Raw genomic sequence first — 16,777 nt, 5'->3', positions numbered from 1 at the left:
TGGAGGTTCTTCCTCATGATCCGTTCCAAGGTTCTGCTCGTCGCCGCCGCCGGAGTGTCCGCCGCCGTCGTGGCGCTGCCCGGCACAGCGCAGGCCGCGTTGAAGGCCGGCCACGCCCCGCAGTCCCCGGCCGGCCTCACCGTCGGCGACCAGGCCCGGCCGCTCAGCGTGGAGGGCGCGCCGCAGTTCGGGTGGCGGCCCCGCGACGTCGACCCCGGCGAGGTCCAGTCCGCCTACCAGATCGCCGTGCGCGACGCGTCCGGCAAGACCGTGTGGGACAGCGGCCGGGTGGCGTCGGCGAGCCAGGAGTACGTCCCGTACGGCGGGCCGGCGCTGGCGTCCGAGACTACCTACACCTGGAAGGTCCGCACCTGGGACCGCACCGGGAAGGCGTCGCCGTGGTCGCGGCCCGCGTCGTTCGACACCGGGCTGAGCGACGGCCAGTGGGGCGCGTCCTGGATCCGCCGCACCACCGCCGAGTCCGACGACTACACGCTGGCCCGCAAGGACTTCACCGTCGGGACGTCGCCGGTCGTGCGGGCCCGCGTCCACATCTCCGCCGACCAGCAGTACGACCTGCGCCTCAACGGCGCGACCGTCGACCGGGGACCGGCGTTCGAGTACGCCGACGACCTGTTCTACAAGACCGTCGACATCACCTCGCAGCTCAAGGCGGGCGCCGACGCGACGCTCGGCGCGGTCTACCACTGGTACGGGTCCGGGCAGGGGCGGCCGAAGGGCGAGCCGGGGCTGCTGGTCCGGCTCGTCATCGACCACGCCGACGGCACCCGGCAGGTCGTCGTCAGCGACGGCACCTGGAAGGTGGCGCGCGGCCCCTGGAAGACGGCGCCGCGCCGCAACGGCGACGGCGGCGACTGGGTCGAGGACATCGACGGCAGCGCCGAGCCGCTCGGCTGGGACAAGCCCGGCTTCGACGCGTCGTCCTGGGCGGCGCCGCAGGTCGCCGGCGCGCACCCGACCGCGACGTTCAAGCACGTCCACGGGCAGGAGACGTCGCTGGCGTACCAGACCGTCCACCCGGTGAAGGTGACGAAGCTGGCGTCGGGCGCGCTCGTAGCCGACTTCGGCAAGGTGATCCCGGCGGTGCCGGTCGTCCGGTTCCGCGACGGGACCGCCGGTCGGCACGTCGACATGCACGCCGGGTACCTGCTCGCCGACGACGGCACGGTGTCGCGCTCCAAGGACGACAACCAGGACACCGACCTCACCTACGGCTACACCCAGCGCGACGGCGACCAGACCTTCCGCGCCTTCACCTACGAGGGCTTCCGCTACTTCGAGATCGGCCCCGACTCGGGAGTGGACCCGGACGACATCTCCGCCGTCGTGCAGCACAACTCCGTCGACCGCACCGCGACCGTCCGGACGTCCGACCAGGGGGTGAACGCGGCCTACGACATGATGGCGCGGTCGGCGCTGTACGGGTCGCAGTCGCAGTTCCTCGACACCCCGACCCGCGAGAAGGGCCAGTTCCTCGGCGACGCCGTCGACACCTCGACCGCCGCGATGGGCGCGTTCGGGGAGCGGCGCCTCACCCGGCAGGCGATCCGCGAGTTCATCGCCTCGCAGGCCCGGTACTGGCCGGACGGGCGGCTCAACTCCGTCTACCCGAACGGCGACGGCAAGCGCGACATCCCGGACTACACCGAGATGTTCCCGGGCTGGGTGTGGGACTACTACGAGCAGTCCGGCGACGCGACCACGCTCGCGCAGGCGTACCCGGTGATGAACGCGGTCGCCGGTTACGTCCGCCGCTACATCGACTCGGGGACGGGCCTGGTCACCAACCTCGAAGGCGGCTCCGGCCAGTACAAGTACGGCATCATCGACTGGCCCGCGACGATGCGCTACGGCCACGACATGGACACCGCCGCCCGCACGGTCATCAACGTGCTCGGCGTCGACGTCCTGAACGCCACCGCCCGCGCCGCCGACGCGCTCGGCAAGTCCGACGAGGCCGCCGCGCTGCGCAAGGAGGCCGGCACTCTCACCGGCACGATCAACGCCAAGCTCCGCCGCGCCGACGGCATCTACATCGACGGCCTGAAGAGCGACGGCACGCAGAGCACGCATGCCTCGCAGATCGCCAACGCCTACGCGGTCGCGTACGGGGTCGCGCCCGCCGAGTCCCGCGAGGCGATCGGCTCCTACATCGCCGAGCTCGGCATGCAGATGGGGCCGATGACCGCGCACCGGCTGCTCCAGGCCCTCGACGACACCGGCCGCACGGGCGACGTCGTCACCCGCCTGACCGACACCAAGGGACCCGGTTGGGGCAACATCCTCGCGCGCGGCGGCACGTTCACCTGGGAGTCGTGGGACGCGCCGGAGACCGGGCAGAGCTTCTCGCACCCGTGGGGCTCGACGTCCCTGGTCGACGTGCAGCGGTCGCTGCTCGGCGTCACCGTGACCGCCCCGGCGTCCGCGTCGGTGCGGATCCAGCCGCCGCTTTCCGGCCTGAGCGGCGCGACGGGCACGATCCCGCTCCAGCGCGGTGACGTCGGCGTCCAGTGGAAGCGGCAGGGGAACGGCGTCTCGCTCTCGGTGAACGTCCCGGTCAACGTCACGGCCGAGATCCGCGTCCCGGCGCGGTCGGCGAGCGACGTCCGCGTGTCCGGGCCGGGCGGCGCCCGCTTCGTCGGCATGCAGGGCGGCTACGCGGTCTTCCAGGCCGGGTCCGGCCGCCTCATCTTCCACTCCACGCACGCCTGAAGGGCCTTTCGATGACGAATGAGCTGAGCAGGAGACGATTCGTGCAGGCGGGCGGCGTCGCGGCCGCGGCCGTGACCGCCACCGGCGTGCTGCCGTCCGCGGCGAGCGCCGCGCCGGCGGCGCCCGCCCGGGCCAGGACGCTGACGCCCACCGGCCTGCAGGCCGTGCACCTGCGGTCCCCGCTGGGGATCGACGCGACGAACCCGACGCTGAGCTGGCGGTTCGCCGCCGGGCCGCGCGGCGCGGCGCAGACCGCGTACCAGGTCCGCGCGGCGAGCGACGACGCCCGCCTGCACCGCCCCGACCTGTGGGACTCCGGCAAGGTCGCCGGAAGCGCGGTCTCGGCCGCCTACGCCGGACGCGGCCTCGGCTCGCGGCAGCGCGTGTCGTGGCAGGTCCGTGTGTGGGACGAGCGGGGGCGCGCCTCCGCGTGGAGCGAGCCCGCGCACTTCGAGACCGGCCTGCTCGCCGCGTCCGACTGGACGGCGCAATGGATCGGGAACCCGGCGTGGTCGGACCCGAAGCCCACCCCGGCGACGGTCGCGTTCACCGCGCGCACCGCCCGGTACGTGCGGCTGAACGTGACCCGGCTCGGCCTCCCGATCAAGGAGGGCTGGCCGTACAAGGTGTCCCGGCTGCAGCTCGCCGAGGTCCAGGTGCAGGACGGCGCGTCCGGCGCGGACGTGGCGCTGCACGCGCCGGTGACGGCGTCGGAGAGCTACACCGTCGCGGGCCAGTGGGAACCGAAGGCGATCACCGACGGCTCGCTGACCAGCGACGCCGCGCCGTTCGGCTACACCAGCATGCAGTACGAGAACCAGGACCTCGCCACCCCGATCTGGGTGCAGATCGACCTCGGCGAGGAGCGCCGGTTCGACCGGGTGCTGCTCTACCCGCGCACCGACGTGATGACCGACGACGGGAAGACGGCCAACTTTCCCGAGGACTTCACCGTCCAGACCTCCTCCGACGGCAAGACGTTCGACACCGCCGCCACGGTCAAGGGCCAGCAGGCCCCGCCGCCGCTGCACGCCCAGCCCGAGGCGCTCCCGCTGTTCAAGAAGGAGTTCGACCTCGGCAAGCGCGTCCGGTCGGCACGGCTGTACGCGACGGCGCTCGGCGTCCTCGACGTCACCGTGAACGGGCGTCCGGTGAGCGACGCCGTCCTCGAACCGCCCTACACCGCGTACAAGCAGCGCATCGTCTACTCGACCTACGACGTGACGAGGCTGCTGCACCGGGGCGGGAACACGATCCAGGCCGAGGTCGGCAACGGCATGGCGAACGTCCCGGCCACGCCGGGCCGCTACCAGAAGCTCACCCGCTCGGACGGACGCCCCGCGTTCCTCGGCCAGCTCGAGATCACCTACACCGACGGGTCGCGCGAGGTCGTCGCGTCGGACACGTCGTGGAAGACGGCGCTCGGCGCCACCACGTTCAGCAGCTGGTACGGCGGCGAGGACGTCGACGCCCGCCGCGCCCCGTCCGGCTGGACGGCCGCCGTCCGCCGCGACGCGCCGACCGCGAAGCTCACCGCCCGGATGGCCCCGCCCATCGAGCGCGCCGGCACCTTCCGCACCCAGAAGATCACGCAGCCGAAGGACGGCGTGTACGTCGTCGACCTCGGCACGAACTTCGCCGGCTGGGCGCAACTGCGGGTCAGCGGCCCGGCCGGGACGAAGGTGACGATGCGCCCCGGCGAGCTGCTCAACGCCGACGGCACCGTCAGCCAGAACACGACCGGCTCCCCGATCTGGGACACCTACACCCTGTCCGGGAACGGCACCGAGACCTGGCATCCCCGGTTCTGCTACCACGGCTTCCGGTACGTGCAGCTCGAAGGCCTGCCGTCCGCGCCGGACGACGGCACCGTCACCGGCATCGCGCTGCGCGCCGCCAACGACACCGCCGGGTCGTTCACCAGCTCGCACGGCCTGCTCAACGACATCCACCGGATCATCGACCGGGCCGTGCAGAGCAACATGTACTCGGTCCTCACCGACTGCCCGCACCGCGAGAAGCTCGGCTGGCTGGAGCAGGCGAACCTGGTCTTCCCGGCCGTCGCCCGCAACTACGACGTGACCGCCTACTACGGCGAGATCGTCCGCGACATCGCCGAGGCGCAGACGTCCGACGGGCTCGTCCCGGACATCGCGCCCGAGTACACCGTGTTCTCCGGCGGGTTCCGCGACGACCCGAACTGGGGCAACGTCATCGTGTTCGCACCCTGGCAGATGTACCGGGCGTACGGGGACGAGGCCACGCTCCGCACCTACTACCCGAACATGGTGCGGTACGTGGACTACCTGTCGTCCAAGGCGAAGGGGAACCTGCTCGACTACGGCCTCGGCGACTGGATCACCTTCGACAACAGCACCCCGCTCGGCGTCACGGCAACGTTCGGCTACCACCGGGCGGTCACGGCGCTGGCGTCCATCGCGAAGGTCATCGGCAAGGACGACGACGCCGCCAAGTACACCAAGCTGGCCGGGGACATCGGCGACGCGTTCAACGGCAAGTACGCGACGGGCGACACCTACGGCTCCGGCAGCCAGGCGTGCGACGCGCTCGCCCTCGACATGGGGATCGTCCCCGCCGCGTCCAAGGACAAGGTGCTCGCGCACCTCGTGCAGAGCATCACCGCGAAGGGCTACCACCTCACCGTCGGGGAGATCGCGCTGCCGTCGGTGTTCCGGGTGCTGTCGGCCGCCGGGCGCGACGACGTCATCCACGCCGTCGCCACCCAGACCGGCAACCCCAGCTACGGCTACCAGGTGGTGCACGGCGCGACGTCGCTGACGGAGAACTGGGACGGCCCCACATCCGGGAACTCGCAGAACCACTTCATGCTCGGCGCGATCGACGAGTGGTTCCACGCCGGGCTCGCCGGGCTCTCGCAGACCGATGACTCGATCGGGTACGCGTCGCTGCTCGTCCGCCCGGCCGTGGTCGGCGACATCACCCGCGCCGCCGCGACCTACGAGACGCCGCGCGGCCGGGCCGCCGTGTCGTGGCGCCGCACCGGCAAGACGCTGCGCCTCGACGCCACCGTCCCGCCGAACACGACGGCGCGCGTCGAGTTCCCGCTGTTCGGCGGCAAGACCCGGCCGGACGCGCCCGAGGACGCGAAGTGGGTCGGCATCGAGAACGATCGGGCCGTCTTCCAGGTGGGCTCCGGCGACTGGACCTTTGAAGGAGCTTCTAAATGAGCGATGGGCTGAGCAGGCGGCGGTTCCTCGGCGCGTCCGCGATCGGCGCGACGGGCGCGATCGTGCTCGGGCACACCGGGACGGCGGCCGCCGCACCCGCCGGGAAGGGCGTCGCGGCGCGCACGCCGTCCGGGCTGCTGACGTCGCTGCTCCCGGACGGTCTCGGCGTCACGGCGGCGAAGCCGCGGCTGAGCTGGCAGGTCGCCGACCTCGGTCCCGGGACGAAGCAGACGCACTACCAGGTGCAGTTCGCCACGACCCCGTCGCGGCTGGCCAGGGGGCCGCGGCACTGGGACAGCGGGCGCGTCGCGTCGGCCGCGTCGGTCGCCGTCCCGTACGGCGGGCCTGCGCTGGCGGCCGGGACGGCGTACTGGTGGCGGGTCCGGACGTTCGACGGGCCCAAGGCCTCCCGCTGGTCGGAGCCGTCCCTGGTCGCGACCGGCCTGGCCGGCTGGGACGCCCAGCCGATCTGGGTCCCGGCCGCGACGGCGCCCGGCGACGGCGTGCTCAAGGCGCGGGTGCAGATCACGTCCGTGGCGGCAGGCCTGTGGTTCCGCGCGTCATCGGCGAGCGCGAACTACCTGTGGCAACTGCGCGCCGGGTCGCCGGGCGTGCTGAAGAAGCACGTGTGCGTGAACGGGACGTACCGGGTGCTGGAGGAGAAGGCGCTCGGCGTCCCGATCGAGACGGGCCGCTGGTACGAGGTCGCCGTCGAGATGAAGGGCTCGACGTTCACGACCTCGATCGACGGCACGGCCGTCGACACCACGACCGACGGCACGTACGCCACCGGCACCATCGGGATGCGCAATGGGTCGACCGAGGCGAACCAGTGGGACTCGGTCACCTTCACCGCGCCCGACGGCAAGGCCCTCATCAGCGAGGACTTCACCGACGGCCTCGGCACGTTCACCGCCGGGACCGTCGCCGGCGGCGTCCTGACGCTCGGCAAGGGGCAGTCGACGCTGTCGTCGGCGGGCGCGGCGGACGACAACTGGGCGCTGCTGCGCACCGAGTTCACCCCGGCGCGCAAGCCGATCGCCGCCGCCGTCCTGCACGTCGCCGCGCAGTCGCCCACGCCGATCCGGCAGTACCCGGCGAAGATCTGGGTGAACGGCGAGGTCGCCGGGTTCGCGTCCCAGCGGGCCGGGGCGGGCGCGCCGCGCTACCACTCGTTCGACGTCACCGGCCTGGTGGAACCGGGACGCCGCAACGCGCTGGCCGCCCTCGCGTTCACCACCGAGGACAAGCGGTTCGTCGCGCAGCTCGCGGTCACCTACGCCGACGGGACGACCGCGACGTTCGCCAGCGGCAAGGCGTGGAGGGCGCGCCGCCAGGCCGGGATGCTGCGCGACGCCGGCACGATCGGCACGTCCTACTACGTCGGCCCGCAGGAGTACTGGGACCTGCGCAACGAGCCGGCCGGCTGGACGAGCCCCGGCTTCGACGACTCCGGCTGGGACGCCGCGCAGGTCAAGCCCGCGATCGACGGGCTGGTGCCGGCGCTGGTCGAACCGGTCCGGCTGCACGACGTCCGGCCCGCGTCGGTGCGGAAGGTGTCGTCCGGCACCTGGCTCGTCGACCTCGGCAAGGAGATCGCGGGCGGGCTGCGGCTGTCGCTGCGCGGCAAGGCCGGGCAGACGATCGAGGTCCGGCTCGGCGAGGAGCTGAACGCCGACGGGACCGTGAAGTACGCGCTGCGTGCCGGCGTCACCTACAAGGAGGTCTGGACGCTGCGCGACGGCCTGCAGTCCGCCGAGCACTGGGGCTACCGCGGCTTCCGCTACGCGCAGCTGATCTGCGACGACGACCTCGACCTGTCGGACGCCGTCACCGGCCGGGCCTGGCGGCTCGACTGGCGCGGCTCCGACGCCTCGTTCTCCAGCTCCAACCACGACCTCGACCGCGTGTACGAGATGTGCCGGTACTCGATCGAGGCGACGCGCGGCGACCTCTACATCGACACCCCGACCCGGGAGCGCGGCCCCTACGAGGGCGACGCGCTGATCAACCAGGCGTCGGAGTACGCGGTGCAGCGGTCGTTCGCGCTGGCCCGCGCGTCCGACGCCTACCTGGCCCGCAACCACACCTGGCCGACCGAGTACCGGCTGATGAACGTGATGTCGGCATGGGCGGACTACCTGCACACCGGCGACCCCGAGCAGCTCGCCGCCGACTACGACCTCCTCGCGGCCAAGCACCTGACGTCCTACATCGGCGGCGACGGCCTGGTCCACAAGAACCCGGGCGAGTCGAGCCAGGACCTCGGGGACCTGGTCGACTGGCCGGTGTCCAACCGCGACGGCTACGTGTTCACCGAGGTCAACACCGTGGTGAACGCCTGCCAGTACGCCGCGTTCATCGCGATGGCCGACATCGCGGCCGTCCTCGGCAAGACCACCGACGCCAAGACCTGGCGGGCGAAGGCCGACGCGCTCGCGAACGCGATGCGCACGACGCTGCTGGACGCCGCGAACGGCCGGTTCGTGGACGGCGCCGGCACGATCCACAGCGCGCAGCACGCCACCGCGTTCCCGGTCGCGCTCGGCGTAGCCGGTCCCGGCACCGTCCCGGACCCGCTGGTGAAGGCGCTCGGCGAGACGCTCGCCGCCGGCGGCATGAAGGTCAGCGTCTACGGCGCCCAGTTCCTGCTGGACGCGCTGTTCGCGACGGGCCGGGCGGCGGACGCGATCGGGCTGATGACCGCCACCGGGACGAACTCCTGGCTGCACCTCATGGACGACCTCGGCGCGACCATCGTCGGCGAGGCGTGGGACCCGTCGCTCAAGAGCAACATGACGTTCTCGCACGCCTGGGGCTCGGCGCCCGCGAACGTGATCCCCCGCCGCCTGCTCGGCGTCGAGATCACCGCGCCGGGCGCCGCGGAGATCGAGGTGCGGCCCCGGCCCGGCGCCCTCACCCGCGTCTCCGGCACCGTGCCGACGATCCGCGGCCCCGTCGCCGTCGCGCTCGACCGCGCGAAGGGCTACCGCCTCGACGTCGACGTGCCGCCGAACACCGCCGCCCGGATCGTCGTGGAACTCGGCGGCACCGACCCCCGGGACGTCCGCGTCACCGGGCCCAACGCCCGCGCCCCCCGCGCCATGAGCCGGGACGCGACCGGACCGCTGCTCGCCATCGGCCCGGTCGGCTCCGGCCGCACCACCGTGATCGCGCGCACCTGACCCGCGCGATCGGACCAGGAGGAAGACGAACGTGAACGACGACCGTAGCGAGCAGGGACCGCGCGGGCTGACCCGCCGGCGCGTGCTGCAGATCGGCACCGCCGCCGCCGTCGTGGCGGCCGCGGCCCCGGTGCTCGGGGGAGAGGCGGTCGCCGCCGCCCCGGCCGCGCCCGGCGCGGCCGGGTTCGCCCGGCCCGGCGCGGCCGTGCGGCCGAGGTTCCGCTGGTGGTGGCCGGACGGGCTGGTCGACCCCGCCGAGATCCGCCGCGAGATCGACCAGATGGCCGACGCCGGGTTCGGCGGCGGCGAGATCGCCGCCGTGCACCACAGCATCAAGGACGCGTCCGTGCTGGACCCGGCGGGGCACGGCTGGGGGACGGCGGCGTGGGTCGCCGGCGTCGAGGCCGCCCTCGACCAGGCGGACCGGCGCGGCCTGACCGTGGACCTGACGATCGGCCCGTCCTGGCCCGCCGCCGTCCCGACGATCACGCCGGACGACGACGCCGCCGTCCAGGAGCTGGCCTACGGGACCGTGGCGGTCGCGGGCGGCGCCACGCACGACGGCCCGGTGCCCGAGCCCGTCGCGGCTGCGGCGAAGGGCGTGACGAAGCGGACCCTCGTCGCCGTGCACGCCGTGAAGATCGACACGGCGAACGCGACCCGCAAGGAGACCGGGCTCGACTTCGGCTCCTTCACCGACCTCACCGCCCAGGCGAAGGACGGCCGGATCACCTGGACGGCCCCGGCCGGCGGCGACTGGCTGCTGCTGTCCTACTGGCGGCGCGGCAGCGGGCAGCAGCCGGAGGGCGGCCCGCACAGCAGCCCCGACTCCTGGGTCGTCGACCACTTCAGCAAGGCGGGCACCCGCGCGGTCACCGCGTTCTGGGAGGCGCGGCTGCTGACCCCGCGCGTCCGCAAGCTGATCAAGAAGGCCGGCGGGACGCTGTTCGAGGACTCGATCGAGCTGGAGACGCCCGCCCTCAACTGGACCCCGGACCTGCCCGCCGAGTTCAAGCGGCGGCGCGGCTACGACCTGGCGCCGTACCTGCCGGTGATCGTCCTGAACAAGGAGAACACCGTCCACAGCTACGAGGCGGACCGCACCGCGCAGGCGCGGCACGACTTCTGGCTGACGGTCTCCGACCTGCTGAACGAGTACCACTTCGAGGCGCTGCGGACGTGGGCGCACTCGGTCGGGCTGGAGCTGCGCGCCCAGCCGTACGGGCTGTCGACGGACGCGATCCGGTCCGCGGCGATCCTGGACGTCCCGGAGGGCGAGTCGCTCGGGTTCAAGAACCTGGACGACTACCGCGCGCTCGCCGGAGGCCGCGACATGGCGGGGCGGGAACTGCTGTCCTGCGAGGCGGGGGCGTACCAGGGCGGCGCGTACAACACCACGTGGGACAAGCTGCTCCGCACCATGGGCGGCGCCTATGCGGCCGGCCTCAACCAGACGGTCTTCCACGGGTTCTCCTATGCGACCGCGCCCGGCGCGGCGTGGCCCGGGTTCGCGGCGTTCACCCCGTACAACGGCGGCATCGGGTTCGCCGAGTCGTGGGGGCCGCGCCAGCCGACGTGGCGGCACGCCCCCGACATCGCCGCGTACCTCGGGCGCGTCCACCAGACGATGCGCGCCGGCAAGAGCCGCATCGACGTCGCGGTGTTCCGGCAGAAGGGGTACACCAAGACCGGCATCGGCGCCGGCTGGTTCACCAAGTACGGCGTCCCGCTCGGCTGGACGCACCAGATGGTCAGCGCGCCGCTGCTGGACCTGCCGTCGGCGAAGGTCCGCGACGGGCGGCTCGCCCCCGACGGCCCCGCCTACCAGGTGCTGTTCGTCGAGGGCGACCGTTTCAACGGCAACGCGTGCACGCTGCCGCTCGACACCGCCCGCACGATGCTCAGGTTCGCGAAGGCGGGCCTGCCCTTGGTCTTCCTCGGCGACTGGTCGGCCGCGACCGTCCCGGGCATCCCGAAGGACGGGGAGAACGACGCGCTCCGTGCCGTCATCAAGGAGATGTTCGCGCTACCACGCGTGAAGAACGTCGCGGCGGAGACCGACGTGCAGGGCGCGCTCGACGCCCTCGGCCTGCGGCCCGAGGTGAGCTACGCGCAGAGCTCCACGCTGCTCAACGCCCACCGGCGGGACGGCCGCGTCGACTACTTCTACCTGTGCAACGGCAAGCACGCCGAGACGGTGAAGCCGCCGGTCGCCGCGATCGACCACGAGGTGTCGTTCACCCGCGCCGACCGCAAGGCCGTCCCGTACCGGCTGGACCTGTGGACGGGCGAGACCGAGCCGGTCGCGGTCTACAAGGCCGACGGCGACACCGTCACGGTCCGGATCGCGCTCCAGCCGTCCGAGGCGACCGTGATCATCCTGGCGCGCGGCGGGCACCACCCGTCCGCGACCGCCTCACAGGCCGAGGTCCGGGTGGACGGGCAGCGGCTCGTCGCCCGGGCGACCGCCGCAGGTACCTACGCGACCACCCTCGCGGACGGCCGCACGGTCACGACCGCGATCGGCGCCGTTCCCGCCGCGCAGACCCTCACGAGCTGGCGGCTGCGCGTCGAGGACATGACCCCGGACGGCACGAAGAGCCACGACCTGGCGCTCGACGCCCTCAAGGCCTGGCCCGACATCCCCGAGCTCGCGGACGTCTCCGGCATCGGCACCTACACCACGACGGTGACGTGGGACGGCGGCGCCGGCGCCGTCCTGGATCTCGGCGAGGTCTTCGACACCTGCCGGGTGTCGGTGAACGGGCGCCGCGTCCCGCCGGTCAGCGTGCTGTATCCGGCCGTGGACATCGGCCCCTACCTGCGGCGCGGCACCAACACCATCGAGGTCGAGGTCGCCACGACGCTGAACAACCGGCTGCGGGTGTCCGACCCCGGCGTGTACGGCGGCGCGTCGCGGCAGGCGTACGGGCTGATCGGGCCGGTCCGGCTAGTCCCGTACGGCGAGGCGGTGATCCGCACCCGCTGAGCCCGCCCCGAGAACGCGTGCGGGAGGGCGTTGGCCCGCCCTCCCGCACATGAACCCCCGTCGACCCCGTCCCGACACGGATCGGAATCCGAGGAATCCATGCACAACAGCGTATCCAGGCGGCGCATCGCCGCTCTCACCTTGGGAATGTCCGCCCTCCTCGCCGCCCAGGCCGTCCCCGCCGCTGCCGCCCCGGCCCACGGGCACGATGCGGCGCCGTGGAAGCGGTACGTGCTGTCGCCGTCGTCGCGGACGGTCCGCCCCGTCGCCGTCTACAACACCAGCGGCGACGTGACGAACCCGTCCGCTGTCCTTAAGGGGCAGAAGACCACCCTCAGTGGCGCCGGGTCGTACGTCACGCTCGACTTCGGCAAGGAGGTCGGCGGCCTCACCACCCTGCACTTCGCCGGATCGGACGGCGCGCAGCAGGTCGGGCTCGCGTTCAACGAGTCGTCCGCCTACGTCGCCACCGACAGCGACGCCTCCACCGGCGGCCCGCGCAGCCGCGACGGCGCCCTCACCGCCGACGTGGACGGCCGCACCACCTACACCACGCCGGAGAAGTACCTGCGCGGCGGCTTCCGCTACCTGACGATCTTCATGCAGTCCGGCGGGAGCGTCGACCTCGACGGGGTGTCGCTGCACTACACGCCCGCGCCGCAGGTGAAGGACCCGTCCAAGTACGCGAACTACTTCTACTCCAGCGACGACCTGCTGAACCGGATCTGGTACGCGGGCGCCTACACCGTCCAGCTGAACACGATCTCGCCGAAGACCGGCCGCGTGTGGGAGGCGCCGGCGGCGCTGTGGGACAACACCGGCACCATCGGCTCCGGCGCGTCCATCCTCGTGGACGGCGCCAAGCGGGACCGGACGGTCTGGCCCGGCGACCTCGGCGTCGAGATCCCGTCCGCCTATGCGGCGTTCGACGACACCGCGTCCGCCCGCAACTCGCTCGACGTGATCTACCAGCACCAGCGCGACACCGGCGAGCTGCCCTACGCCGGGCCGGAGCTGAACAAGTACGGCTCCGACACCTACCACCTGTGGACCCTCGCCGCGAGCTGGGACTACTACAAGTACACCGGTGACGCGCGCTGGGTCTCCGGGATCTGGGACCAGTACAAGAAGGCCGTCGACTACAGCTCCGCGAAGGTCGACGCGAACGGCCTGCTGTCGATCACCGGCACGTCCGACTCCGTCCGGATCCTCGCCAAGGGCGAGAACCTCATCGCGAACGTGCTGCTGTGGCGCGTCCTCGACACCGGCTCGCAGCTCGCCCGCACCCAGGGCGACGCCGATCTTGCGGCGTCCTACGCCCAGCGCGCCGCCGCGCTGCGCACCGCGATCAACGCCAACTTCTGGGACGACGCGGCCGGCGCGTACAAGTTCTACCCCAACAACGCCATCCACCCGCAGGACGGCAACTCGCTCGCCGTCTGGTACGGCCTCGCCGACCAGGAGCAGGCCCGGCGGATCAGCGCCGAGCTGAAGGGCAACTGGAACGAGGTCGCGTCCACCGCGCCCGAGAACAAGGGCAACCCGGGCGTCTTCTCCGGGTCGATGGAGGTCAACGCGCACTTCGCCGCCGGCGGGCAGGCCGCCGACCAGGCCGGCGTCGACATCATCCGGCGCGAGTGGGGCTACATGCTGAGCAACCCGCAGGGGACCGGCAGCACGTTCTGGGAGTCGTACCGCAACCCCGGCGACGGCTGCGTCTTCTGCAGCTCCTACACCAGCCTCGCGCACGCCTGGGCGACCGGGCCCGTCACGGCGCTGACGTTCGGCGTCCTCGGCCTGAACCCGACCGGGACGGGCGGACGGTCGTTCGACTTCGTCCCGCACACCGCCGACCTCACCTTCGCCCAGGGCCGCATCACCACGACGCTCGGCGCCGTCGACGGCTCCTGGAAGGTCGCCAAGGGCACCTACACCGCGAAGCTGAAGGCGCCGCGCGCCGCGACGGGACGCGCCGGCGTGCCGACGTTCGGCGAGCGGATCAAGGTCCGGGTCGACGGGCACCTCGTGTGGGACGGCACCCGGGCGCTGATGAAGGGCGTCCGTACCGACGGCGAGTACGTCTACGTCGACGGCCTGCACGGCAACCACACCATCCGGAGCGAGCGGGCATGACCGGCGCCCTGGACCGCAGGGCGTTCCTCGGCACGGCGGGCGCCGCTTCGGCGGCGCTCGCCCTCCCCGCCCTGCCCGCACCGCCCGCCCGCGCGGGCACCGTCCGCGTCTCGCCGAAGCCGGTGCTCGCGCCGTTCCCGCTGCCGGACGTCACGCTGCTGGACGGCCCGTTCCGCGCGAACATGACGCGGACCTGCAACTACCTGAAGTTCGTCGACGCCGACCGGCTCCTGCACACCTTCCGGCTGAACGTGGGGCTGCCGTCGTCGGCGCAGCCGTGCGGCGGCTGGGAGGCGCCGGACGTCCAGCTGCGCGGCCACTCCACCGGGCACCTGCTGTCGGCGCTCGCCCAGGCGCACGCGAACACCGGCGACGACGCGTACGCGGCCAAGGGCCGGTACATCGTCGGTGAGCTGGCGAAATGCCAGGCGGCGTCGCCGTCGGCCGGGTTCGGCGCCGGGTACCTGTCGGCGTTCGAGGAGGCCGTCTTCGACCAGATGGAGGCGGGCGGCCATCCCTGGGCGCCGTACTACACCCTCCACAAGATCATGGCCGGGCTGCTCGACCAGTACCGGCTGAGCGGCAACGCGCAGGCGCTGACCGTGCTCAAGGGGATGGCCGCGTGGGCCGGGACCCGCACCGGCAGGCTGACCACCGACCAGATGCAGAAGGTGCTCGGCGTCGAGTTCGGCGGCATGAACGACGTGCTCGCCGAGCTGTACCAGGTCACCGGCGACCCCGAGCACCTGGCGACGGCCCGCCGCTTCGACCACGAGGCGGTCTTCGGGCCGCTCGCCGCGCGCACCGACGCCCTCGACGGCCTGCACGCCAACACCCAGATCCCGAAGATCGTCGGCGCGGTGCGCGAGTACGAGGCGACGGGCGAGGCCCGCTACCACGACATCGCCGCCTATTTCTGGGACACGGTCGTCCACCACCATTCCTACGTGATCGGCGGGAACAGCAACAACGAGCTGTTCGGCCCGCCCGGCGAGATCGCCAGCCGGCTCGGCTCCGACACCTGCGAGAACTGCAACTCCTACAACATGCTGAAGCTCTCGCGGCTGCTGTTCCTGCACGACCCGTCCGCGTCCGCCTACATGGACCACTACGAGTGGACGCTGCTCAACCAGATGCTCGGCGAGCAGGACCCCGACTCCGAGCACGGTTTCGTCACCTACTACACCGGCCTGTGGCCCGGCTCGCAGCGCGAGGTCAAGGGCGGCCTGAAGGCGGCGCCCGGCAGCTACAGCTCCGACTACGACAATTTCTCGTGCGACCACGGAACGGGAATGGAGACGGCGACGAAATTCGCCGACAGCATCTATTTCCGTTCCCGTGACGAGCTTTTCGTGAACCTGTTCATCCCGTCCGAGGTGACGTGGCGGGAACGCGGGATCGGGATCCGGCAGGAGACCGGATACCCGCACACCGACCGGACGCGGCTGACGGTGACGTCCGGCTCGTCCCATTTCACGCTGAAGATCCGGGTGCCGGGCTGGCTCGGCGCGCGCGGCGCCCGGGCCCGGATCCGGGTGAACGGCGCCGCCGTCCCGGTGAAGGCCCGCCCCGGCTCGTACGCCTCGATCGAGCGGCACTGGAAGCGCGGCGACGTCGTGGACGTCGCGATGCCGATGGCGCCCGTCTGGCGGAAGGCGCCCGACAACCCGTGCGTCCAGGCCGTCAGCGTCGGCCCGGTCGTGCTGGCGGGGGAGTACGGCGACCGGGCGCTCAACGCGTTCCCCGCGATCGACCCGCGCTCCCTGCGGGCCGACCGCAGCGCCCCGCTGAACTACACCGCGTCGGCGGACGGCGCGACCGTGAAGCTGAAGCCGTTCTCCGAAGTCCAGCACGAGCGCTACACCGTGTACTGGGCGACGCCCGCGCCGCGCCGCAAGCCCGCGCTGCTGGCGCACTTCCCGCTCACCGGCCGGAGCCTGGCCGACGCGACGGGCCGGTGGCCGGACGCGTCGCTCGTGTCCGGCGCGTCATGGGCCGATGACGGCGGCGCGGTCGCGCTCGACGGGACGGGCGGCCACGTCGCGCTGCCCGCGGGGCTCCTCTCCGGCCTCGACACGCTGACCGTCTCCGTCTGGCTGAACCTCGACACGGTCGCGAACAACACGCGGGTGTTCGACCTCGGGTTCAACAAGACGACGTACTTCGCCGTCATCGCCCGGACCGGGTCGGCCAAGGCCCGGTTCACCATGAAGATCACCGGCATGGACGGCGAGGACTACGCCGACGCGCCGTCCGCCCTCCCCGCCGGCGCCTGGACCCACCTCGCCGTCACCGCCGGGAGCGGATCGGCCGTCCTGTACGTCGACGGCGTTCCGGCCGGACGCAACGACGCCCTCGTCATGAGCCCCCTCGCGCTCGGCGCGACCACGCACAACTACCTCGGCCGCTCGCAGGACACCCGCAACCCGGCCATGGACGGCCAGGTCACGGGCTTCCGCCTCTACAACCACGTCCTGACGGCCGACGAGATCGCCTCCCTGCACGCGCAGGGCCGTTCCTAGGAGAAT

At 72.4% G+C, this 16,777-nt stretch carries 6 protein-coding genes; all 6 read left to right on the top strand.

The window, feature by feature from the left end; genetic code table 11:
• Window positions 1-15 precede the first annotated feature (15 nt).
• The 6 genes from AB0C78_RS09925 to AB0C78_RS09900 all read left to right on the top strand — a co-directional run bounded on the left by AB0C78_RS09925 (window position 16) and on the right by AB0C78_RS09900 (window position 16,771).
• Complete coding sequence (locus AB0C78_RS09925; RefSeq protein WP_360744505.1) at window positions 16-2,733, top strand: family 78 glycoside hydrolase catalytic domain; 2,718 nt, start codon at window positions 16-18, stop codon at window positions 2,731-2,733.
• Between the two features lie 11 nt (window positions 2,734-2,744).
• Window positions 2,745-5,942, top strand: coding sequence for a family 78 glycoside hydrolase catalytic domain (locus AB0C78_RS09920; RefSeq protein WP_360744502.1), 3,198 nt, complete (start codon window positions 2,745-2,747; stop codon window positions 5,940-5,942).
• Window positions 5,939-9,127: a family 78 glycoside hydrolase catalytic domain gene (locus tag AB0C78_RS09915; RefSeq protein WP_360744500.1), complete on the top strand. Its 3,189-nt coding sequence runs from the start codon at window positions 5,939-5,941 to the stop codon at window positions 9,125-9,127. Before AB0C78_RS09920 ends, AB0C78_RS09915 begins: the two co-directional genes overlap by 4 nt.
• A gap of 31 nt (window positions 9,128-9,158) precedes the next feature.
• Complete coding sequence (locus tag AB0C78_RS09910) at window positions 9,159-12,116, top strand: glycosyl hydrolase (protein WP_360744497.1); 2,958 nt, start codon at window positions 9,159-9,161, stop codon at window positions 12,114-12,116.
• Window positions 12,117-12,215: 99 nt separating this feature from the next.
• Window positions 12,216-14,249 (top strand): hypothetical protein, encoded by a 2,034-nt coding sequence (locus tag AB0C78_RS09905; RefSeq protein ID WP_360744494.1) that lies wholly within the window; start codon window positions 12,216-12,218, stop codon window positions 14,247-14,249.
• Window positions 14,246-16,771 (top strand): beta-L-arabinofuranosidase domain-containing protein, encoded by a 2,526-nt coding sequence (locus AB0C78_RS09900; RefSeq protein WP_360744491.1) that lies wholly within the window; start codon window positions 14,246-14,248, stop codon window positions 16,769-16,771. The genes AB0C78_RS09905 and AB0C78_RS09900 overlap by 4 nt, the downstream gene beginning before the upstream one ends.
• Window positions 16,772-16,777 lie beyond the last annotated feature (6 nt).

This window comes from Actinomadura sp. NPDC048394 (assembly GCF_040651755.1).
Lineage (GTDB): Bacteria > Actinomycetota > Actinomycetes > Streptosporangiales > Streptosporangiaceae > Spirillospora > Spirillospora montaniterrae.
The sequence above is the reverse complement of the archived record's forward strand: the minus strand, read 5'-3'. Positions and strand labels throughout refer to the sequence as shown.

Excerpts from the sequence above, each read along its gene's own strand:
- AB0C78_RS09900 (WP_360744491.1), top strand. The coding sequence starts at position 14,246 with ATGACCGGCGCCCTGGACCGCAGGGCGTTCCTCGGCACGGCGGGCGCC.
- AB0C78_RS09915 (WP_360744500.1), top strand. The coding sequence starts at position 5,939 with ATGAGCGATGGGCTGAGCAGGCGGCGGTTCCTCGGCGCGTCCGCGATC.
- AB0C78_RS09905 (WP_360744494.1), top strand. The coding sequence starts at position 12,216 with ATGCACAACAGCGTATCCAGGCGGCGCATCGCCGCTCTCACCTTGGGA.
- AB0C78_RS09920 (WP_360744502.1), top strand. The coding sequence starts at position 2,745 with ATGACGAATGAGCTGAGCAGGAGACGATTCGTGCAGGCGGGCGGCGTC.
- AB0C78_RS09925 (WP_360744505.1), top strand. The coding sequence starts at position 16 with ATGATCCGTTCCAAGGTTCTGCTCGTCGCCGCCGCCGGAGTGTCCGCC.